We start from the raw sequence: 21,974 nt of genomic DNA, 5'->3' as shown, positions 1-21,974 counted from the left end.
CACAGTCTCATTCATCGCCGCAGCGGTGGTCATTCGGTCAGTCGACGCAGTTGCTCGACTACATGATCCTGCTGCTCATCAGTGAGCAACGGGTACAGCGGCAAACTGATCGCTTCGGCGTAATAGCGCTCGGCCTCGGGGAAATCGCCTTCAGCAAACCCCAGATCACGATAGTAAGGCTGCAAGTGCACGGGAATGTAGTGCAGATTGACGCCGATGCCGGCGCTGCGCAAACCTTCGAACACCTGACGATGACTCAGGTTGCAGCGCTCGGCCTGCACGCGCACCACGTACAAGTGCCACGCCGACTCGGCCTCTGGTTGTGCGCTTGGCAAGGTCAGCGGCAAGTACGCCAGCAACTGATCGTAACGCGCCGCCAGTTCGCGGCGCCGGCCGATGAAATCGTCCAGCTTGCTCAGTTGTGACAAGCCCAACGCCGCTTGCAAATCGGTGATCCGGTAGTTGAAGCCCAGCTCGATCTGCTGGTAATACCACGGCCCGTGGCTGGGCTCGGTCATGTGTTGCGGATCGCGGGTCATGCCGTGGCTGCGCAGGCGTTGCAGACGCTCGGCCAGCGCCGGGCGATTGGTCAAGACCATGCCGCCCTCGGCGCTGGTGATGATTTTCACCGGATGAAAACTGAACACCGTCATCGCCGCGAATTCACCGCAACCGACCGGGCGCCCGGCATAGCTGGCGCCCACCGCGTGCGAGGCATCTTCGATCACCGTGAAGTTGTAACGCTCGGCCAGTTCGGCAATCTTGCGCAGATCACAGCTCTGCCCGGAGAACGCCACCGCGACGAGGACTTTAGGCAGCGTGCCGTCGCGCTCGGCCTGTTCGAGCCTGGCCTCGAGAGCGTAGGCGTCGAGGTTCCAGGTCAACGGATCGATGTCGACAAAATCAACGTCAGCACCGCAATAGCGCCCGCAATTGGCCGAGGCGAGAAAGGTGTTCGGCGAAGTCCACAAACGATCGCCCGGCCCCAGGCCCGCAGCCAGACAGGCAATGTGCAATGCCGCCGTGGCATTGCACACCGCCACGGCAAAATCGGCCTGACAGCGCTCGGCCATCGCCTGCTCGAAACGCTCGATGGTCGGCCCCTGGGTCAGCCAGTCCGATTGCAGCACCTCGACCACCGCGTCGATGTCCGCCTGATCGAGGCTTTGCCGACCGTAGGGAATCATGTCGACAGCTTCGCGTGCAGATCGGCGATCTGTCCGACCGAGAGAAAATGCGGGTTGGTGTCGGATCGGTACTCGAAATCTTCGCTCACCGCACGACCATGCTCGCCGAGTTTGTCGACAGCAAAATCGACATCGACGCTGGTAAAGCGAATCGACGGCTGAATGGTGTAGTGGTCATCGAACTCCAGAGTCATCCGCGCATCGTCCAGCGGCACCATCAGTTCATGCAGCTTTTCGCCGGGACGAATGCCGACGTTTTTGTGCGGCAGATGTTCAGCCATGCCGCGCGCCAGATCGACAATGCGGATCGACGGAATCTTCGGCACAAACACTTCGCCGCCGTGCATCCGCGCAAAGCTGTCGAGCACGAACTGCACGCCGTGATCCAGAGTGATCCAGAACCGCGTCATGCGTTCGTCGGTGATCGGCAACTCCTGCGCGCCGTCGGCGATCAGCTGGCTGAAAAACGGCACCACAGAACCGCGCGAACCGGCAACATTGCCGTAGCGCACCACGGCAAACCGGGTCTGCTGCTCGCCGGCAATGTTGTTGGCCGCAACGAACAGTTTGTCCGAGAGCAACTTGGTCGCGCCGTACAGATTGATCGGGCTGGCGGCCTTGTCGGTGGACAAGGCCACGACTTTTTTCACACCGTTGTCGATCGCGGCGGCGATGATGTTTTCCGCACCGTTGACGTTGGTGCGGATGCATTCGGTGGGGTTGTATTCCGCCGCCGGCACTTGCTTGAGCGCAGCGGCATGCACCACGTAATCGATACCGCGCATGGCCTGACGCAAGCGATCGGCATCACGCACATCACCGATGAAATAACGCATGCACGGCGCGTTGAACGTTTGCTGCATTTCGTACTGCTTCAGCTCGTCGCGGGAGAACACCACCACGCGCTTGGGCTGGTATTGCTCGAGCAAGCGACGGATGAAATTGCGCCCGAACGAGCCGGTGCCGCCGGAGATGAAAATCGATTTACCGTTGAACATGTCTTGGTTCCTGTCCGGCCAGCTCAGGCGAGCAACTGTGCCCAATTGATCGAGGCATTTTCGCCCAGAGTGAAACCTTTGCCGGTCAGGGCCAGGTTAGCGTTGTAGGCCGGGTCCTGTGCAAACGCTTCGGGCCATTTTTCACGCAATGCTGCCAGTGCCGCTGGCGCCTGTGGCAGCTCGCCGGTGTGCAGCACCTGCACCAGTGGCGTCCACACGGTGAGGTAACCGGCCTGCCCGGTCTTGAGGCACAGATCGACGTCAGCATAGCCTTCGGCGAAGGTCGCTTCATCCAGTCCGCCAAGGGCATTGAACAATTCCTTGCGCACCATCAGGCAAACCCTGGAAACGGCCGAGTAATTTTGCTCGGCGGCCAAACGCTGCATGTAGCCTGTGGCCGTGTGTCGTTCGCCGATGAAAGGCGAACCTACACCAGCGTTGAGGCCGAGGATCAAACCGGCCTGAGCGATGTTGCCGTCACGGTCGACCAGTTTGGCACCGACGATGCCCACTTCCGGACGCTGCGCATGATTGAGCAACGAGTCGATCCAGTTCGGATTGACCACCTCGCTGTCAGCGGCCAGCAGCACCAGGTATTCACCCTGTGCCTGTTCGCTGGCGGCGTTGTACAAGGCGACCTCGCTCAGCGGCTGATCGGCACGCAGTACATTGACCTTGGCGTGACGCAGCGTGCCCAGCCAGTCGTTGACCGCTGCCGACTGATTGGCGTTGGCTGCCAGTAGCACTTCGTAACGGCTGTAACGGGTCTTGAGCAGCACGCCTTCCAGGCAGCGACGCAGTACCGGCAGGTCATCGATGACCGGCACAATGATCGACACCAGTGGCTGCTCGGTGTGGCGATAATCGATCTGCCACGTGCCCGGCGTGGTCGATGTGACTTTGGCCTTGTAGCCGCGATTGCCCAAGTGCCGCAGCAACGCCTGACGCTCGTGGGCGTTTTCTTCCAGAGGCGCCTGCTCGGTGATCAGCAGCGGCTCGTCGAGATGCGCGAGGCCGTCAAGGCCGCCCTGCTCGATGATGCGTAGCAACAGATCGAGTTCCAGCGCCTTGCTGAAGTCGGCCTGATAACCGCCGGCCTCGAGCAAGACTTCGCGGCGGATCAGCCAATGCCGCGCCATCAGCGACGGCACGCTTTGCAGCAGGTCGAGATTGAAACCAGGGCGGAACACGTCGATCAGCGCGCCGTTTTCCTTGCGCTGGATTTCGTCGGTGGCGACCGCACGCACACCGTCGGCAGACATCAGTTCGAGGCTGGCGCGCAACAGGCCACTGGCGGTGAACTGGTCACCGGCCTGAGCCAGCATCAACCAGTCGCTTGGCGACTGCTGAACGCTCTGGTTGAGTTTATCGACGACATTGCCGGGGGTGACCCGGACAAAATGCAGGGTGTTTTGCGCCGTGGTCGCTGCCGGTGCTTCGCCAGTGGTGAACACGACAATCTTGAACGCTTTGCAATGGCCTTCGAGCAGGCTGTCGAGCGACACCTGCAACTTGTCGATGTCGTTATCCAGATCGAGCAGGAAAATGCCGAATTGCGGTCCGCCGTCTGTCGCCAGATGCTGCCCTATCGATTTCAGTTGCTCGATCGCCGGCGCGCGGGCGGCCAGCCATTGCAGCAGGCGACCGGATTTCATTTTGTCGAAGACCGCCTGATGGTCGCCAACCGTCAAGGTCTCAAGGCGGGCGATCCACTCTTTCAGAGCTTGTGCGGCTGACGGATCATCGGCAAGTTCCAGTTGCGCCGCCAGGCGCTTGGCCACAGTCAGGTTGAACGCATTCAGATCATGGGCTTGCCACAACCGGTCAACTACGCTGTCCGGCGTGTCGTTGTTGCGCGCCTGTAGCAAGTGCGCCTGACGCGTCCACACGCCTTCCAGCCCCTCCAGTTGAAGACGACCGGCCGGCAGGGTATGCAGCATGAATTCAAGCTGTTCCAGAAGATCGAAAAACGCCTGGTTGTAGAACGGCATCTCGACGTACTGCAGAGGACCGAAACGCCGATCAGGCCGTCTCAATTGCTGATTCCAGGTCGACTCGAAAATCAACTCCGCCGTCAACGCCCGGCGGACAGCCAGGCTATCAGCCATGGCCGCAAAGCTTTCCAGCACAAATGCCTTGGCCTGTCGGGCGTCGAGCCCTTCGATACCGGTGGGCAGCGAGACAAGAAAATCAGCAAAGGCTTCTCGTTCGGCGACCGACTTGGCATCGAGATAGGTCAGCGAGTGATACACATCGGTATTGTGCTCGGAAACGCCATAGTTGATTTCGCGCACCACATAGGGAATCGGCAAGATCCGTGCTTTGGCGCTGCCCAGCAGGAAATAAACGTGACCGATTTCCTGCCACTGAAAATTGGTCCCCGGCGGCAACGATGAGTGCCAGGTTTTCATCAGGTCGGTACGCGTCACTGCGTAAAACGGCGGGATGTACTGCGTCATGTAGTCAATGACGCGATCTTGCGCCCGGTCGGACGCATAGTCTTCCTGGACTTTTTTGTCGCGGCGGAAGTAGTGCACGCCGTCGGCCTTAGCCAGGTACATCAGGCAATAGCCATGGCACATGCCGTAGTCACGGTTGGCCTGAAGAAAGCCGACGGACTCGTAGAGCGAATCGAGCACGATGAAATCGTCGTCAGCCGCCAGCACCATGTACGGCGTGGTCAGCTGTTCCACACCGTAAGCCAGTTTGGCCTGCATGCCCCAGTAAGCGAATTGCGGAACGTGGTGATAGTCGACGGCGGAAAAATCGCCCTCGGGCCGCTCCGGCGTGGAGTCCAGCACCATGATCCTGCAGGGCAAGCTGCTGTAATATTTTACCGCCCGGCGCAGGAATGCCGGCCGATTGTGCGTAATCAGCACCACGGTCAACAGCTCGTCGAGCGGTAATTCAGAACGGTACTTGCCTTGCATAACTTCTCTCCACAACCGGCGACTCGCCGAAACAACGCTGGGTAATGTTGCGAATTAACGGACGCGACGCAGGTAGCCGTCGGGCGCCACGGTGATCAGCAGTTTGTTCTGCATCTGCCGATCGATTTCAAAGTCGTTGTTCTCTTCCAGGTATTTCCACACGGCGGTTTTCGGGTTATCGCCGTGGCCCCACGGGCGATCCGGAAAAAAGTCCGCCGGCATGTCTTCAACCACGGTGTCCATCACCACGCAGTAGCTGCCCACCGAAACCAGCGGCGCATACAGACGCAGCTCTTCGAGTACGTGGTCGTGGGTATGATTGGAATCGAGCACCAGAATCACTTTCTTGCCTTCGGCAATGGCGCGGACTTGCTGCGCGGTCGCCTCGTCAATGCTCGAGCCTTCGATCATCTGGATGCGCTTGGCCATCGGGTGGCTTTCGATCGCTTCGCGGTTGTGCGGACGAATGTCAAGGTCGATGCCCAGCACTTCACCGTGGCCTTGCAGCTCCAGCAACGAGGCGTAGTAGATGATCGAACCGCCGTGGGCGATGCCGCACTCGATGACCAGGTCCGGTTTGACCTGCCACATGATCTCCTGCATGGCCATCATGTCTTGTGGCAGCTGGATGATCGGGCGGCCCATCCACGAGAAGTGGTAGCTGTATTTATGGCGCGCCGACTCGTTGAAGAACTCCCGGGCCAGACCTACCACTTTCTGGTCGTCACCCTGACGCGCGATCTCTTGCTGGCATTCGTTTTCGAAGGCTTGATGGATGCTGTTTTCGGTCATCTTGATAGTCTCAGGGGTCACTGGAACGAAGCGCTGTCGACGGCGTGATAGACGAAGCGTGCGTCGGTCATCCGCTTGATCTCTTCGAGGTAATTGGAATTCATCACAAACAGGTTGGCGCCGTCCGGCAAGGCATCCATGGCCTCCTGCGGCGAGGACACCCGCGCACCGCTGAGCGGCAGGTAACGCCCCTGTTTGGCCGGGTTGATGTCGACGACGCGATCAACCGCCACACCGGCGCGCTGCAAGGCCAGCGAATAGATCACGCCTTTGGACGACGCGCCCCAGATGGCCGAGCCCTGTGCCGGCGCGGCCCGAATGATCTGCACGGCACGCTCGAGACTGGCGGTGAAGGTGTTCGCCAGCGTCAGCAAGGACGGTGTCTCGACCGGCGCCGGTTGCAACGTCGAGAGATCGGCGACGATGTACAGGTATTGACCGCCAAACAGATGTCCAGCCTCCAGCACGTTGCCAAACATGGCGCGCAGGTCGGCGAGGCGGAAGTAATTGACGTGCTCATAGAACACGTCGAACCAGGCGTTGTGCTCGACAATCCAGTCGAAACACGGCACTTCGATGTAGATCTGTCCGCCCTGATTGGCTGCCGCCATTTGCGCCAGAAACGCCAGCGGATCGCTGATGTGTTCCAGCACATGACGCAACACGATCGCGTCCGCCGCCAACCCCAGCTCGCGGGTGAACGGTGCCTTGATCACGTCAGGGTTATCACCTTCATAAGAGGGGTCGATCCCGGTAATGGCGTAGCCCTTCTCCCGCAACATCTCGAGGAAATAGCCTTTGCCGCAGCCGACTTCAATCAGGTTCCGGCCTTTGAAGTGTCGGGCCAGGATCGCTTCAACATCATTGAGGTGCTGCTGAAACTGCGCCGAGTGCGCCTGCTCGTTTTGATAGTCGGCGTCATAGCTCAGCTTGTTGGCATCGAAGGCCTGGTTGAAGATCAATCCGCTCTGGCTGTCCTGCACCAGAACGATATCTGCCGACGCTGAGGCTCGTGCTTCTTCGGCACTGGCAAACGTGCGGTTCTGCAACACCGGCAAGCCGGTCGCGCGATAAAGCTCATGCAGCATGTTCTTGCCCCTTCAGTTGCGAGATCCGCCGGGCATCGCCCCAGAACGCCATGGGCTCATGGGCGGAATAACCGTAATGGCCCAGATTCAATTCGATCGTGGACTGGCGTTCGCGGACTCGTTGCTCAACCAGCGCCCGTACGGAAATCGGCCGGCCACTGCAGCAGTTGATGACGCCATCGACATCTGGCCGGCCGATCAGCGAGGCCAGTTGTGAGGCCGCCTCGGTAATTTCCAGATAATCCCGGAGCTGGTCGCCCATCGACATATTGAACTGTGCTTCACCGCCATCGATGGCGCGGTCCAGGCTGGCCAACAAACTGTTGGCGTTCTGGCCTTCGCCATGGAGGTAGAACAACCGCGCCCATTGCAGGCAGAACGCATGCTCATGCTGCAAGGCTTGAAGAAACAGGCGCAAGGTGTGCTTGGCCAGGCCGTACGGTGTGCAGGGCTGGGGCGAGACTGACTCGGCCAACGGGCCGCTTTGCAAGCCGTATTCAAAACATGTGCCCGTGACCAGCACTTGGCTCACACCGGCAGCGACCGCGCGTTTGAGAAATGCGTAATCCGCCGGCAGGTTGCGTTCGAAATGGAACAGCGCCTGATAGTTTGGCAAGCCGCTCCAGGCCAAATGCGCGACGACATCCACGCCTTCAACCAAACGCTCGACATCAAGGTCCGGCGCGTGCAGATCGGCGGCGACAAATTCCACCTGCGCAAACCACGGCAAACTGCGGGCCGAGTCGAGGTCGCGCGCAACCGCACGCACCTTGAAGCTTCTGCAAAGCAAAGCGCTGACCAAGTGGCGACCGACGAAACCGGTGGCGCCAGTGACCAGCACAGTGGTGGTGGCCGCGGTCAAAGCTCGACTCCCTGAAAATGCTCGTCGAGCAGCGGATGACTGGCATCCTTGGCTGACAAATTCTTGACGGGCAGCGGCCAGGAGATCGCGAGTCCCGGATCAAGGGCCGACAACCCCGCTTCATGCTCCGGTGTGTAGTCCGCATCGGTGAGATACAACACTTCCGATTCGTCAGTCAGCGATTGGAAGCCGTGGGCAAATCCGGCAGGAATCAGAAAACTCCGGCCATCGTCAGCGCGCAGCTCTTGCGCATGCCATTGCAGATACGTCCGCGATTTCGGCCGCAGGTCGACCGCCACATCCCAGACCGCGCCGCGCAAGCAAGTGATCAGCTTGGATTCGGCGTAACCGGCTTTCTGATAATGCAGACCGCGCACGCTGCCCTGTCCGACCGTGCGCGAATGATTGATCTGGCGGATCGCAAAAGGACGACCCTGCGCGGTCAGACGGCTCTGGCAGAACAGTCGGGCGAAACGCCCGCGCTCATCGCAAAACACTTTCTGCTGGATGAGGTACAGGCCCTCCAGTGGTGTTTTCTGCAAGGTGTAATCGGTCATGAACGCTCTCTGTACAGATTCAATTGGTTCAAGGTCACGGCGCGCATGTCGTCGCCGTTCTGCCAGGCCAGATGCCAGTCCAGCGTTTGCGTCAGGCAGGCCTGTAACGACCAGCGTGGTTGCCAGCCGAGCACCTGACGCGCGCGGCTGCTGTCCAGACGCAGCAGACCGGCTTCGTGCAGTTCACTCGGTTCGATGCGCAAACCACGGGCTTGCGGCCAGCGGTTGGCGAGCAGTTCGACGACTTCGCCGACGCTGCACATGTCCGCCTCACCGGGACCGAAGTTCCAGGCGCCGGCGTATTCCGGGCCTTGCTCGTAAAGGCCCGCCGCCAGTTGCAGATAACCGGCCAGCGGTTCAAGGGCGTGCTGCCATGGGCGCACCGCTTGCGGGTAACGCAGGGTCACCGGCTCGTCTGCACTCCAGGCTTTGAGTACGTCGGGAATCAGGCGCTCCGGGGCAAAATCACCGCCGCCCAGCACGTTGCCAGCGCGCGCGGTGGCCAAGGCCAGCCCGTGTTCGGCGTGCTTGTCCGCCGGAAAGAACGATGCGGCGTAGGACTGCGCCAACAGCTCGCAACAGGCCTTGCTGCTGCTATACGGGTCGTGACCACCGAGGGCTTCGTCTTCGCGGTACGGCCACAGCCATTCCTTGTTGGCGTAGACCTTGTCGGTGGTGACCAGCACGCAGGCGCGCACGCCACCAACCTGACGAATCGCCTCAAGCAGGTTCAGCGTGCCCATGACGTTGCTGGAGTACGTACCGAGCGGGTCGCGATAGCCCTCGCGCACCAAGGGTTGGGCGGCCAGATGCAGAACGATCTCGGGCTCGGTCTCGGCGATGATTTCCAGCAAGGCGCCGAGGTCACGCAGATCGCCGCGCTGGTCGTTGATACCCTCGCTGACCCGCGCCAGTTGAAACAGGCTCGGCTCGGTCGACGGGTCCAGCGAAAAACCGCTGACTTGCGCACCGAGGCTTTGCAGCCACAGGGTCAGCCAACTGCCCTTGAAACCGGTGTGCCCGGTGATCAGAACGCGTTTGCCGCGCCAGAACTCTGCACTCAGGCCCATTGCTTCCATGGGGCCTCCCCGCTCTGCCACAACGCTTCGAGATGGTTCTTGTCGCGCAAGGTGTCCATCGGTTGCCAGAAGCCCGAATGTTCATAAGCATGCAGTTGTTCCAGCTCGGCCAATTGCATCAGCGGCTCGGCTTCCCAACTGGTGGCGTCGCCGGCAATGTACGGCAGCACTTGTGGGGAAAGTACGAAGAAACCGCCATTGATCCAGCCGCCATCACCACGCGGTTTTTCGGTGAAGCCCATGACCTGACTGCCAGTGCGTTGCAACGCGCCGTAGCGGCCGGGAGGCTGCACAGCTGTGACGGTCGCCAACTTGCCGTGCGCTTCATGAAAGCGGATCAGCGCGCCAATATCGATATCCGAAACGCCGTCGCCGTAGGTAAAGCAAAAGGCTTCCTCATCCTTGAGGTAAGGCGCAGTGCGCAACAGTCGGCCACCGGTCATGGTCTCCTCGCCGGTGTCGACAAGCGTGACGCTCCACGGCTCACTGTAATTCTGGTGCACCTCCATGCGGTTCTCGCGCATGTTGAAGGTGACGTCGGAGGTGTGCAGGAAGTAGTTGGCGAAGAAGTCCTTGATGGCGTAGCCCTTGTAGCCGAGGCAGATGACGAAGTCGTGAATTCCGTGCGCGGAATACTGCTTCATGATGTGCCAGAGAATTGGCTTGCCGCCGATCTCGATCATCGGCTTGGGCTTGAGGTGCGACTCTTCACTGATGCGCGTGCCGAGGCCACCCGCCAAAATAACTGCCTTCATCGTCTCCCCTCTTGTTCTTCACCGGGCTGCGCATGGCTTTGTTGAGCGTTGCGAGCCTTCTGGCTAACCCTTTTGCCGCCTGCGGCGCCGCTGCGATGACGGCAAGCGCTCGTTTTATGGCGATTTGCGGGGCACTTGCAGGAAACGCGCCAGCTCATGATGGGGCGGCGGCGGGAGGTGTTTGATCGGGGTTACCTTGCGAGTCATGCAGATGCTCAAAAGCCGGAGCAAAAGCCAGATCAAGAGCGAGATCAAAAGATCGCAGCCTTCGGCAGCTCCTACCGTTGGATCGTTTGTATCTGGTAGAAATTTGTTGGCCGGCAGGCCGTCATCGCGAGCAGGCTCACTCCTACAGTTGAATCGAGTACATCAGCGAGAACAGGTCGGCTGTCAGGCCGTCATCGCGAGCAGGCTCGCTCCTACAAAAGCAAAAGCAAGCAGCGCAGCTGCCCGCGGCGAAGCCGCCCCACTCAACAATGAGCGTTAGCTCGAGTGCTTTTGATCCACGGGCGACTTCGGGAGGCTGAGTGGAGGGATGGATCCGGGCGTGGGAGCGCAGCGACCGTTTGGCGCAGCCAGACACAGCGGAAGGAGGTGCAGCGAAGCAAACCGGAAACGCTGCGCCCGGATCAATCCCGCAGCGAAGGAACCCGAGCCTGCGAGGGCCGAACGCAGGAGCAAGCCTTTTTGGGTACTTTTTTCTGGGCCGGCATTCCGGGCGTCTGGAAAAAGTGCCTCGCCGTAAGGGCGAAACCGCCAGCAGCAGCCCCCGAAAAAACGGATACTCACCCAAAACCCCAAGAGCATGGCCGGCCCAAAAGCCGCCAGGTCAAACACAAAAAAGGGATGAATCAACCACGATTCATCCCTCCTTCAGATCAAGTCAGGCCAGACCAACGACCCGACCAATCACCCGAACATCGCAAACCCATCACCACCAACAGGCAGCTCAAAGACATGGCCATCTGCAGTCTGCAGATGCTCGATGGTGTTCCCCCCCGCGTACCAACCCAAAAGTTTCACGCCGTTGTCCGGCACACCACTACCTCCGCCGTTGGCGTTGTGCAGATAAGCGTCGTCACCGACACGGGTCACATTCAATTGGCTGACGTTGGCGATCGCATTAAGAATCAGCGTGTCGTTGAGATCCAGCCCCTCATCCTTGATCGTTACCAGCCCGGACGTGTTGACGATATAGGTGTCATCGCCCTGCCCACCATATGCTGTACCGCCGGCATTCGACTGCCCGGTGAGGTTAAGGATCAGCACATCGTTGCCTTCGTCACCAAATAACGTGTAATGGCTGCCCGCACCGGTAAGCACATCATTGCCCTCGCCGCCGCTCGCGCGGGTGAACAGGCTGTCACGCGCATCGACGATGACATCGTCACCCGCGCCGCCGGACAAGGTGTCGGACTGCCCGGCGGCATCAAGGCCGGACGCCAGGCCCCCATAGATGTAATCGTTGCCGTCGTCACCGTAAATCCGGTCATCGCCCGCCCCGCCCTCCAGAACGTTATTGCCCCACTCGCCTTCCAGAACATCGTCGTACTGGCTACCGCGCAGGCCTTCAATATCGATGTAGGTGTCATAAAGCGCGATGCCACTTTGCAGGCCCCACTTCAGCGAGGCGCTCAAGCCCTCCGTGCTGTCGCCGTAGCTGACGATATCGATGCCCGCACCACCCTCAAAGCGATCGCCACCGGCTCCACCCGATAACACATCGTTCCCGGCACCCGAGACGATGGTGTTGCCCTCGTCATTGCCGTACCCGGTGAAGTCACCCGTCCCGGTATAGGTCAGGTTTTCAACAAACGCACTGAGTTTCAATTCAGACAGACTGGTGTACACGTGATCAGTACCGCCCATGAAGTCGGCGTCCTCCTCCACCGTCACGCCGGTGCTGTCGATCGTATAGACGTCGTCGCCGCCACCGCCCGCAACCGTCACACCGCTGGCATTGACGGTGAAACGATCTGCGCTGCTGGAGCCGATAACCTTTTCCACGTCCAGCAGCGTGTCGCCTGTCGCATTGACGCCTTGGCCGACCAGGACGTTGACCGGATCGAAGGCATAGCGATAAACCACAGTGTCGTAACCGTCGGCACCGTCTATGACCATCGAATCATGATGGCGATAAATCACATCATCGAACCCTGATCCCTTAATCGCCTCGATGCCGGTGAACATGTCGCCATAGGCAATGGTCAGTCCGTCGTAGTTGGTAAAGTCTTCGACTCGCACCCCTTCCAGGCTGTCGCTGTAGCTGACGGTATCGTAACCCTCGCCACCAACGAAGTGATCGGCACCATCACCACCCCACAGCCAGTCGTTGCCGGCACCACCGATGATTTCGTTGTCACTGGCATTGCCATAAGCCTTGAAATCGCCGATGCCGGTGAAAGTCAGCTTCTCAATGAACGGGTCCATCTTCATGGTGTTGAGGCTGGTGCGTAGCTCGTCATAACCCAAATAATCTTCTTCGATGATCGTCACACCTTCACTGTCGACGATGTACAGGTCGTCCCCGGCGCTACCCTCCAGCGTCACCCCGCCAACCGAACTGGCAAACGTATCGTTGTGGAAAGTCCCGAAAATTTTTTCCACACCGATGAGCGTATCCACCTTGCCTTCAGGTCCTGAGGCCGTCGCCCCGGCATTGCCCAACTCGACATTGATGCCCGAAGACATCGCGTAATACGTCGCCGTATCAAAGCCTTCACCGCCATCCAGGACATCATTCCCTGCACTGCCGATCAGGACATCATCCGACTCCAGTCCATAGAGTTGGTCATTGCTCTCGGTGCCGGACAGGACGTCCGCTTCGCGCGTTCCATTCACTACTGACATTTGTGTCTTCCTTGCGTTGTTGTTGAAAGCGGATCTCGATCGGGGGGCCTGCGCTCCGACGGATGAACAAACGAATATAGAAATATCGACAGCGTCAGAGCAAACCTTGAGGTGCCAGGCAAGTTTTCAGCTGAATTGAGCGAGTGCTGATTCCAGGCAAAAAAAAGGCGACCGAAAGGTCGCCTCTTTAATGCTGTTCAAACCCAAGCGATCAATCCGCCAACCAGCCATATTCCCAATACCGCAGGTTATCCCCGCGCAAGACGTAGTCACGAAGCACCACCTCACGCAATTCATCGCCCATGCGATAACTCGCATCCGGGTCGGCCAAGTGCATGCGAATCGCTTGCAGCCATTCATCGGTGCTGTTGGTCTTGACCCGCGTGCACGGCAAATAACCACGATAAGCCTCGGTATCGGTGCAGACCACCGGGAAGCCGCAAGCTCCGTACTCAAGCAGCCGCAGGTTGCTCTTGCAGTCGTTGAAGATGTGGAACTCCAACGGAGCCAAAGCCAGATCCAGGTTCAGGCTGGCCAGTTTGGCCGGATAGACATCCAGCGGAATCACACCGTGGAATTCATGCATGTACGGCCGTAGATCGTCCGGGCACATGCCGAAGAACACCCAGTCGACTTCGTTGGCCAGCTCACGTACCACGTCGGCGATTACCGCCAGATCGCCGTGGTGACTGGTGCCACCGCCCCAGCCGACACGCGGTTTTTTCGAGGTGCGGCGCTGGCTGCGCAGATGCCCCCACAGATCCTTGGCCAACATGTTCGGCACCACGCGAATGTCGTGATGCATGTCCGACAGCGCGTTGGCCAGCGGCGCGGTCGAGACCACCACGCGATCGCACAAGCCGATCGCGCGGCGCACCATGCGCTCCATGTCCTGCTTTCCCGGCATGTTGCGGATGTGGGCATTGCGATGGGGAACGTCGATCACGTAGTCGTCGAGTTCAAAAATCCGTCTGGCGTGGAAGAACTTCTTCAGCGGCGGGATTTCATCAATGGTGTGCTCCGAGTAGCGCCCTTGCAGGACGATCACATCGGGGGACTGACGCTCGATATCGATGATCGACGGCAAACCATAGCAGACCCGCCCCTCCACCCGGTTGGCCGCTTCCAGCTCGATCATTGGCTGGCTCATGCGGTAGTGGCCGATTGCAGAGGCGTTGATCGGTACCGCCAGTACATTCGGCAGTTGCGCCTTGGAGAAGGCGCTCCAGCCGGTGCGCAGGCCCGGCTCAAGACTGAAGTTGGTGGCGCCCACGCCCTGCAGCGTCAGGTTGACGTTGTACGCTGGATCGCGCGCAACCAATGGTAGCCAGCGCTGATAAAACGTGTCCTTTTCCTCGGCGTGCTGCGCTTCCTCTTCCGGCGTCGTCGCCGTACTTGGCCGCGCGCCCAGCGCCAGCACGGCGTGCGGATTCATCACCACCAGATAACCGTCGCGGCCGACGCGCAGACACAGGTCCACGACATTGAGCGTTTGCTTGAGATCCTGCTCATCAAGGCCACCAGCGCTGTCGAAGACTGACTTGCGGATCATCAGGCAGTCACTGCCCACGGCGCTCAGGTCATGCACCGCCTGCAAGCGGTACATATAACCTTCCGACTGCATCGGCTGGCCATAGAACGGCAGCCCGACCGGCCCGTTCAAGCCGAGAATCAGGCCGGCGTGCAGCACGCCGCCATCCGGGTTGAATAGCTTGGCACCGACCACACCGACTTCCGGCCGCTGCGCATGATTGAGCAATTCATCGAGCCAGTCGGCCTGAGTGATCACGGCAAACGCATTGAGCATCAGCACGTACTCGCCGCGCGCCTGCTGCACGGCGAAGTTATGCACGGCGGCGGCATTGCCTTTCTGCGGGTACTTCAGCACGCGAATCCGGTCGCTGCCCAGTTGCGCCATGCCATCCAGCCACGCCAGCGCCTCGGCGCTTTCGCTGCCGTTATCGACCAAAAGCAATTCGTACTCGCCGTAGGCGGTCTTTTCCAGCAGTGTCTCGACACAGCGTTGCAAGGCTGCTGTCTGGTCCTGCGTGACGATGATCACCGAGACCAAGGGACGCTGGTTGTAGTGATAGTCGACACGATTGAGCAATTCGCGACTGCCGCGCCTGATGTCGTGAGCGATACCAAGGCGTTGCAGGTGCGCTTCAAGAATGCGCGGGCTTTGCTCGACGACGCCCGGTGCAGTCAGCCACTGCGACAGATCGAATTTCGATTCCAGCAACACCTCAGCGATGTGGCCGACGACCTGCAGGCCGTCGCTTTCGACCATCCGCCAGAGCATGTCGTGGGGCGCCAGTTCGGCGAACGCCGGGGCGAAACCGCCGAGCGCCAGAAAGCGCTCGCGCTGAAACGCCAGCGCCCGGCCGACATACGGATAACTGCGCATGAGGTCGAGGTTGAAATCCGGTTTGAATGCCGGCTCCGCCGATTCGCCGTCGCGCAGACTGCCCTCATCGCTATACAGACAACTCAGCGACCGCGAATGCGCGATGCGATCGGCCATCACCAGCAACGCCGGCGCCACCGGGCAGTCACCCGGTTGCAGCAGATAGAACCAATCGGCGCCTTCCAGTTGCGGCAGTAGCGTGTTGATCTGCTCCAGGCCGTCATCCTGCAACGGCATGTGAAACACCCGATCCTGCAACTGCGCTTCGGTACACGCCGTAGACAGCACCAGTACCAGTTCTGGCGGATAATCCTGGGCTGCGAGCGCAGCAAGGGTGCGTTCCAGACCATCGCGACTGCCCTGCGCGTCGATGATGATCGGTACGATTCTCGGCTGATGCGACCAGCCCGCGAGCGTTTCCGGCAGCCACTTGCGCTGCGCCTCGGTGAGTACCCGACATGCCAGCCACTGCGCATACAGCTCACCAAAACTGAAGCTGTCGACGCCCACACCCAGTTCCTGACGGCTCTGCTTGGTGCCTAGAGTGCGACTCAGCGGCAGCTCTTCCCAAACCCGAGGCGACGCATCCGCCTTGGTCAGTTGCACATAGCGAACCCAGCCTTGTGCCGGTGCCGACTCGCCGCTGCGGGCTTTGAGCATTTGCAAGATCCACTCGCGCTCAACCTCGGCGGCATCTTTCATCGGCTGCTGCGCGCTCAGACGTTCAGGGTAAAGTCGCTCGGCGCTCAGTACATTGTTGGATGTCACCATGTTGCCGCGCCGCAGCAGGCAGACATACAAGGCAAAATCCAGGGTCGCGACGAAGCACGCGCCCTCTTCGGTCAGGGCCGGCAACAATTCGGCGACATCGGCGCGCCGGAACAACGCGCTGCTGAAGCCGCCGAGTACGTTGACCGGGAATTTTTCGAAAATACTGAGAACATCGTCGCCTTTGAGCAAGGCGTTCACGGGCGACAACGGGCTGTTTTCCAGACGCGCCGGCAAGATGATGTCGTTGGCATCCCACAGCAGCCGTTGCGCCAGCACCAGACTGACTTCGTCGCGCTGCAACTCATGGGCTTGCTGTTCGATACAAGCCGAGTAGAGCAAGTCATCGTCACACAGGAACTTGATGAACTCGCCGCGCGCCTGTTCGAGGCAGGCCTTCAGATTACCCACCAGCCCCAAAGTCTTTGGATTGCGTACGTAGCGCACCAGCACACCCGTCTGCTCCGTGACTGAGCTGACGATATCCTTGATCTCGCTGCCACGACTGTCATCGCACACGACGATGTCGAGATTGCTGTAAGTCTGGCTGACAGCACTGTTCAGCGTCCGCTCGAAAAAACGCGGATTGAACGCGGGAATGGCAATGCTGACGAGGGGAAGTGAATTCACGGCGGGCTCACAGGCGGTACGAGCCCGCTCGGAAAAGCGAGCCCTGATTATCGCGAAAAAACATTGACTGAGGGACAGCGCAAACGGGCGCTGATGCGCCCGCTACACCGTCAGATCTTGTTGAACAGACCCAGCTGGCTGATCTTGCTGAACGCCAGTTGCGCGGCTTGTAGCATGGTTTGTTGCAAGGTCAGGCGGGTCATGACTTCGGCCGGGTCGGAATCGCGGATCGAGCCTTGCGTCGTGGTGTTCGCCATGCTCAGGCTGTCGTTGGTGGTGGCCTGCATGTCCAGCGCCTGGCCGCGGGCACCAATGGTGGTGACCGAGGCGCCGATCTGATTGGCGGCGGCGTCGATGTTGCCCAGACCCGCCTCCATCGCGCCTTGCAGCTTCTGCTTGGCGACCGGATCGCCATCGACCGGGATGTTCAATGCAGTAATCATCTGGCCCAGAGTGTCGAGCACATTCTGGGTCTGGTGATTGTTCGGCTGGATCGAGAACTGATCGCCAGTCGCCGGTGTACCGCCCAGCGCGAAGGTCACACCCGCCGCGGTCGCGTTGCCACCGACCACGGTGCCCGAGGACACCGGCTTGCTGTCAGCCGTCACTGGCGCTGCGTACAGATCGAAATCGGTGGCGCTGGTGAATTTGAGGACTGCGCCACCCTGCGGGAATGCTGCGGTGTAGGCGGCCTGGTCAGTAATGGTCGAGCCGGTAATTACCGAGGCCGAGGTATTGCCAGGGCTGCGCGTGGTGGTGAACGAGTCAGGCGTGCTCGACAGCTGGAAGCTGTGCCCGGCAATGACCGCATCCGGGTTGGTGTCACCGGCCTTCAGGTTGATGTTCAACTTAAGGTCAACGCCACGGAAGCTGACAGTCTGGTTGGCGCCGCTGCTGTTGCTGACCAGGCCGTTCTGACTGGCCTCGGCGGTCACATCGTTGCCCAACGCATCGGTGATTTTAAGTTGGGTGCTGCTGACGAAATCGATGGTATACGGCTGCCCGGCCGTGAACTTGGCGTCATACGTGGCGGCAGTGCCGACAGTGCCGTTGGACAGCACGACACGGCCGTCATCCAAAGCTGGAGCGGTCATTTTGGTGTTGGTGCGACCGGTATTGATGGTCTGCTGGAACGCGTCCCAACCGGTGGTATTGGTGCCGACGGTCATGCCATCGCCAATGCCCAGATTGATGGTGGTCTGGTCGCCGTTGTAAGTGAAAGTACCGTCGGCATTTTTCGAGTACGGCGCGGTATCGGTTTTAGAACCTGAGAACAGGTAATTGCCGTTGGCATCCTTGGCGTTCATCAGGCCCAGCACTTGTTGCTGGATCTCGCCCATTTCCGAAGCGTAAGCCTGGCGATCCTTGTCGGTGATCGTGCCGTTGTTGGCGGCCAGGGCCAGCTCTTTGGCTCGCGCCAATGCGGTGGTGATCGAGTCCAACGTGGACTCCTGCACGTTCAACGCACTCTTGGTGGTATCGACATTAGTCTTGTACTGATCGAGCATCGCCGCCTGCTGCCCCAGCTGCAGCAAACGCCCGGCACCGATCGGATCATCCGCCGCGGTGTTGATACGCTGCAGGCTGCTCGCCTCGCTGGCGGTGGCAACGGCCTTGTTGAAGTTACGCTGATAGTCCGAAGCTTGCGTTCCGTAATACTGGGCGGTGGAAATGCGCATGAATTACGACTCCTTAAAGGCTGTTGATCAGCGTGGCGAAAGTTTCCTGCGCAGCTTTGATGATCTGCGAAGACGCTGTGTAGTACTGCTGGTATTTGACCAGGTTGCCGGTTTCCTCATCCAGGTTGACCCCGGACAACGAATCGCGCGCGCCTTTGGCGTTATCCAGAATCGCTGTGGTCGCAGCGCTGTCGGATTTGCCCTGGGCGGTCTTGGTACCGACGTTGGTCACCAATTTGTTGTAGGCGTCGGTCAGGCTGATGCCCTTGCTCGCCGAACCGGTATCGACTGTCTGCCTGGTCTGCAGGCCGACCAGCGCCTGGGCATTGCGGTTGTCCGAAGACGCCGCGCCGGTCAGGTTCATGGTGAAGGTTTCGCCCGTCTTCGGCGTGCCGCCGACGGTGGTCTGCACGCTGAAGGTTTTCTGCACGTTCGGCGTGACGCTGGTGTCCAGCACCGGGTTGCCGTTGGCATCGACGATGCCGACTTTCAGGTCCAGGGTATTCGATTGGCCAGGCACGATGGTGCCGGTGCCCAGCGTCCCGCCCCTGGCGTCGACCAGGGTGTACGACTGGCTGCCGCCGCTGGCCGCGCCGAAGACCAGTTTGACCGGCGTCGAATTCTTCAGCGCCGCCTGCATGTCAGCCTGGGCGGTCGGGTTGTAGATGTCGATCTTGTCGCTGAGCGTCGGCTGGGTGTAAGTGCCCAGACCATTGGCGCTGGCGACTCCGGTCAACGGACCTGCGGCAGCGATTTTCTTCGGATCGGTGAGTACCGTCTGGATGCTCGCGGCCGCATTGCGGGTCGGAGTGACCTTGAAGGTGTCACCGGCGCTCAAGGCGCCACCCTTGAGGGCCAGGGTGAAACCGTCGATCACCGGCGGCGGATTGGTCGTGGTGCTGAAAGTGCCGAGGTCGGTGCCGTCGGAGCGCTTGACGGTGTAGTCGGTGGCGCTGGTAAACGTGACCTGATAATCGCTGGTGGTCAGCTTGCCGGTGTCCTTGATGGTCACATCGAGGTTGCCGGAGCCGGCGCTATTGCCATCCTGGGCAATGCTGCGCTGACTGATCAGCGCGGCACTGTTGATGTTGTTGAAAATCGCCGCGCCGAAGTCACCGTTCTTGTCGATGCCCTGGGCTTGCTGGCTGTTGATCTGATCGGCAATCACCAAGGCCACACGGCCCAGCTCATTGAGCGATGGGTCGAGGACTTCCTTGCGATAGGTCAGCAGACCGCCGATTTCGCCACCGTTGATTACCGAGGTGATATCGATGGTGCTCGAACCGCGATCCATCTGGATCGACATGCGCGACGGATCGGTTTTGCTGGCGACCATGCTCAGGCTGTTGGTGGTGTTGCCGATGACCAGCGGCTGACCGCTGCCGACATAAATGTCGAAGCTGGTGCCACGCTCCACGACCTGGGCACCGGTCAGCTCCGAGAGCTGGCGCACGGCTTCGTTACGGCTGTCGAGCAGGTCGTTCGGCGCCCCACCGCTGGTGGAGATCTCGCCGATTTTCTGGTTCAGGTTGGCAATCGAAGTGGCGAGCTTGTTCACCTGGGCGGTCATGTCGCCGAGGCTGCCATTGATCGTGGTGTTCTGATCGTTCAACTGTTTGGCGAGGGTGTTGAAACGGCTGGTCAGCGCCTGCGCACCGGTCAGCACCGATTGACGGGACGTGTCATCGGTGGCCGACGTCGAGACGCCCTGCATCGACGTGAAGAATTTCTGCAGCACACCGGTCAGGCCGGTGTTGGTGTCGGACAATATGGCATCCAGCGGCGTGGCCTGCGCCAGGTACGACGCCGCTTCGCTGTTGAGCGAGGTCGCCGTGTGCAGCTGGCTTTCCAGATACGAGTTGTACACCCGGCGCACGTCAGCCAGGGTGGTGCCCGTACCGATGAAAACGGTGCCGTACTGCTGCGACGCCTTGGTGCCCTGTACGGTTTGCTGACGTGAATAACCGGCGGTGTCGACGTTGGCAATGTTGTTGCCTGTCGTAGCCAGAGAGGACTGGCTGGCCGACAGTCCCGACATCCCGATATTGAGCAAACTCATGGTTCAGACCTTATTACCTGGTGCCTTATAAAGGCGTGGTGGAGACACCCGCCGCAGCGTAGTTTTCAAAACTGTTCATCTGCTTGGCAATTTGCGAAATCTTCGTCGCGTAGTTCGGGTCGGTCGCGTAACCGGCCTTTTGCAATTCGCGTACAAACTGTTCTGGGTTATCGGCGGACTTCAGCACTTCTTGATAGCGATTGTTGCTCTGCAACAACGTCACCAGATCGTGGAAGCTGTCCTTGTACGAGGCGTAGGAGCGGAACTCGGCCGTCTCCTTGACCATCGCGCCATTGCGGAACTCGCTGGTGATCGCCCGCGCGGAATCGCCCTTCCAGTTGCTGCTGGCCTTGATGCCGAACAGGTTGTGACTGCTGCTGCCGTCCTGGGCGCGCATGACCGATTTGCCCCAGCCGGTTTCCAGCGCGGCCTGGGCCACCAGATAACGTGGATCGACGCCGATACGCTCGGCGGCTTCCTTGGCCATCGGCAGCATGGTGTTGACGAATTGGTCGGCGGAACTGAAAGCTTTCTTCGCTGGCGCCAGCGGAATCTGCGCCATGGCGCGACCGTAAACCTGCATCTGCCCGCCCGCAGCTTTCTGCTCTTCGGCGCGGGCCAGCCAGTCGCCGTTGTACAGCGGACCGGTGCCGGGTACGGCACTGGTCGCGGCGCGCGAAGGCAGCGCGTTGGTCGGCGCCGTGGTGGCGGTCGTCGGTGCCGACGGCACCAGTCCGGCGAGCAAGCGATCGGCCAGTTTCGGCGGCAGCGCCAGGCGCCGCTGATTGATCAGCGCCATATCATTGCGATGAGAAATATCGGTGTTCGGCGCATTCACCGAGCGTGACGCCCACAATGGACGTTCGCCATTGAGGCGCGACAACGGACCGTTGGTGGCGACGGTGCCAGCGGCAATCGGTGTTGGCACGGCCGCAGCCTTGGCTTTGGCTTCTTCCTGCTTGGCAGCAGACGCGGCAGCGGCTTCACCCGGCGCCATGGGTTTGTTCTTCGACATCTGGCGCATCAGCACGTCGGCCAGGCCGATACCACCGCCCTCGCGGGACATGGAAACCGCCAGTTGCTGGTCGTACATTTCCTGATACTGCTTGGCCGCCGGGGTGTTGAGCGGATTGTCCTGACCGAGCGCATCGGTGGCCGAACGCATCGACTTGAGCATCTCACCGAGGAACAGCGATTCGAATTCCTGCGCCACTTTGCGCATGTTCGCTTCGCTGTTCTTGTCGCCGACCTTGAGCTGGCTCAGACGATTGAGGTCCGAGTAAGACCCCGAATCGCTGCTGCTGACCAGACCGCTTTTACGTATATCCATGGT

14 protein-coding genes are annotated in these 21,974 nt (G+C 60.2%); all 14 read right to left on the bottom strand.

Annotation, left to right across the window (positions count from 1 at the left end; translation table 11 throughout):
• Positions 1 to 29 precede the first annotated feature (29 nt).
• Entirely contained in the window at positions 30 to 1,187 is a 1,158-nt protein-coding gene (gene pseC / locus HU765_RS16670) for a UDP-4-amino-4,6-dideoxy-N-acetyl-beta-L-altrosamine transaminase (protein ID WP_186621783.1), read from the bottom strand.
• A complete protein-coding gene (pseB, locus tag HU765_RS16665; protein WP_186621781.1) occupies positions 1,184 to 2,185 on the bottom strand; it encodes a UDP-N-acetylglucosamine 4,6-dehydratase (inverting) in 1,002 nt (333 codons plus the stop codon). Before pseB ends, pseC begins: the two co-directional genes overlap by 4 nt.
• Positions 2,186 to 2,208: 23 nt before the next feature.
• A complete protein-coding gene (locus tag HU765_RS16660; protein WP_186621779.1) occupies positions 2,209 to 5,115 on the bottom strand; it encodes a TIGR00180 family glycosyltransferase in 2,907 nt (968 codons plus the stop codon).
• A 54-nt stretch (positions 5,116 to 5,169) separates the two neighbouring features.
• Positions 5,170 to 5,907: a cephalosporin hydroxylase family protein gene (locus HU765_RS16655; protein WP_186550748.1), complete on the bottom strand. Its 738-nt coding sequence runs from the start codon at positions 5,905 to 5,907 to the stop codon at positions 5,170 to 5,172.
• Positions 5,908 to 5,924: 17 nt separating this feature from the next.
• Positions 5,925 to 6,995 (bottom strand): class I SAM-dependent methyltransferase, encoded by a 1,071-nt coding sequence (locus tag HU765_RS16650; RefSeq protein WP_186621777.1) that lies wholly within the window; start codon positions 6,993 to 6,995, stop codon positions 5,925 to 5,927.
• Positions 6,985 to 7,857, bottom strand: coding sequence for an NAD(P)-dependent oxidoreductase (locus tag HU765_RS16645; protein WP_189684277.1), 873 nt, complete (start codon positions 7,855 to 7,857; stop codon positions 6,985 to 6,987). Before HU765_RS16645 ends, HU765_RS16650 begins: the two co-directional genes overlap by 11 nt.
• Complete coding sequence (gene rfbC / locus HU765_RS16640; protein ID WP_186621776.1) at positions 7,854 to 8,414, bottom strand: dTDP-4-dehydrorhamnose 3,5-epimerase; 561 nt, start codon at positions 8,412 to 8,414, stop codon at positions 7,854 to 7,856. Before rfbC ends, HU765_RS16645 begins: the two co-directional genes overlap by 4 nt.
• Positions 8,411 to 9,493, bottom strand: coding sequence for a CDP-glucose 4,6-dehydratase (rfbG, locus tag HU765_RS16635; RefSeq protein WP_186621774.1), 1,083 nt, complete (start codon positions 9,491 to 9,493; stop codon positions 8,411 to 8,413). The genes rfbC and rfbG overlap by 4 nt, the downstream gene beginning before the upstream one ends.
• Complete coding sequence (gene rfbF / locus HU765_RS16630; protein ID WP_186621771.1) at positions 9,475 to 10,248, bottom strand: glucose-1-phosphate cytidylyltransferase; 774 nt, start codon at positions 10,246 to 10,248, stop codon at positions 9,475 to 9,477. Before rfbF ends, rfbG begins: the two co-directional genes overlap by 19 nt.
• 909 nt (positions 10,249 to 11,157) lie before the next feature.
• Positions 11,158 to 13,098 carry a calcium-binding protein gene (locus HU765_RS16625; RefSeq protein WP_186621769.1) on the bottom strand — a complete coding sequence of 647 codons (1,941 nt, stop codon included), beginning with the start codon at positions 13,096 to 13,098 and terminating at the stop codon, positions 11,158 to 11,160.
• Between the two features lie 211 nt (positions 13,099 to 13,309).
• Complete coding sequence (locus HU765_RS16620) at positions 13,310 to 16,903, bottom strand: glycosyltransferase (RefSeq protein ID WP_186621767.1); 3,594 nt, start codon at positions 16,901 to 16,903, stop codon at positions 13,310 to 13,312.
• A 110-nt stretch (positions 16,904 to 17,013) separates the two neighbouring features.
• The gene (locus HU765_RS16615; RefSeq protein ID WP_186621764.1) at positions 17,014 to 18,582 is read right to left on the bottom strand and encodes a flagellar hook-associated protein 3; all 1,569 of its coding nucleotides are present in this window, start codon (positions 18,580 to 18,582) and stop codon (positions 17,014 to 17,016) included.
• Positions 18,583 to 18,595: 13 nt separating this feature from the next.
• Positions 18,596 to 20,641: a flagellar hook-associated protein FlgK gene (flgK, locus tag HU765_RS16610; protein ID WP_186621762.1), complete on the bottom strand. Its 2,046-nt coding sequence runs from the start codon at positions 20,639 to 20,641 to the stop codon at positions 18,596 to 18,598.
• A 25-nt stretch (positions 20,642 to 20,666) separates the two neighbouring features.
• Positions 20,667 to 21,971, bottom strand: a complete 1,305-nt coding sequence (flgJ, locus tag HU765_RS16605; RefSeq protein ID WP_186550768.1) for a flagellar assembly peptidoglycan hydrolase FlgJ — start codon at positions 21,969 to 21,971, stop codon at positions 20,667 to 20,669.
• Positions 21,972 to 21,974: the final 3 nt, after the last annotated feature.

The sequence above is a fragment of the Pseudomonas sp. SWRI81 genome, assembly GCF_014268545.1.
Lineage (GTDB): Bacteria > Pseudomonadota > Gammaproteobacteria > Pseudomonadales > Pseudomonadaceae > Aquipseudomonas > Aquipseudomonas hamedanensis.
Note: the sequence above shows the minus strand (reverse complement) of the source record. Positions and strands in the feature narration are given on the sequence as shown.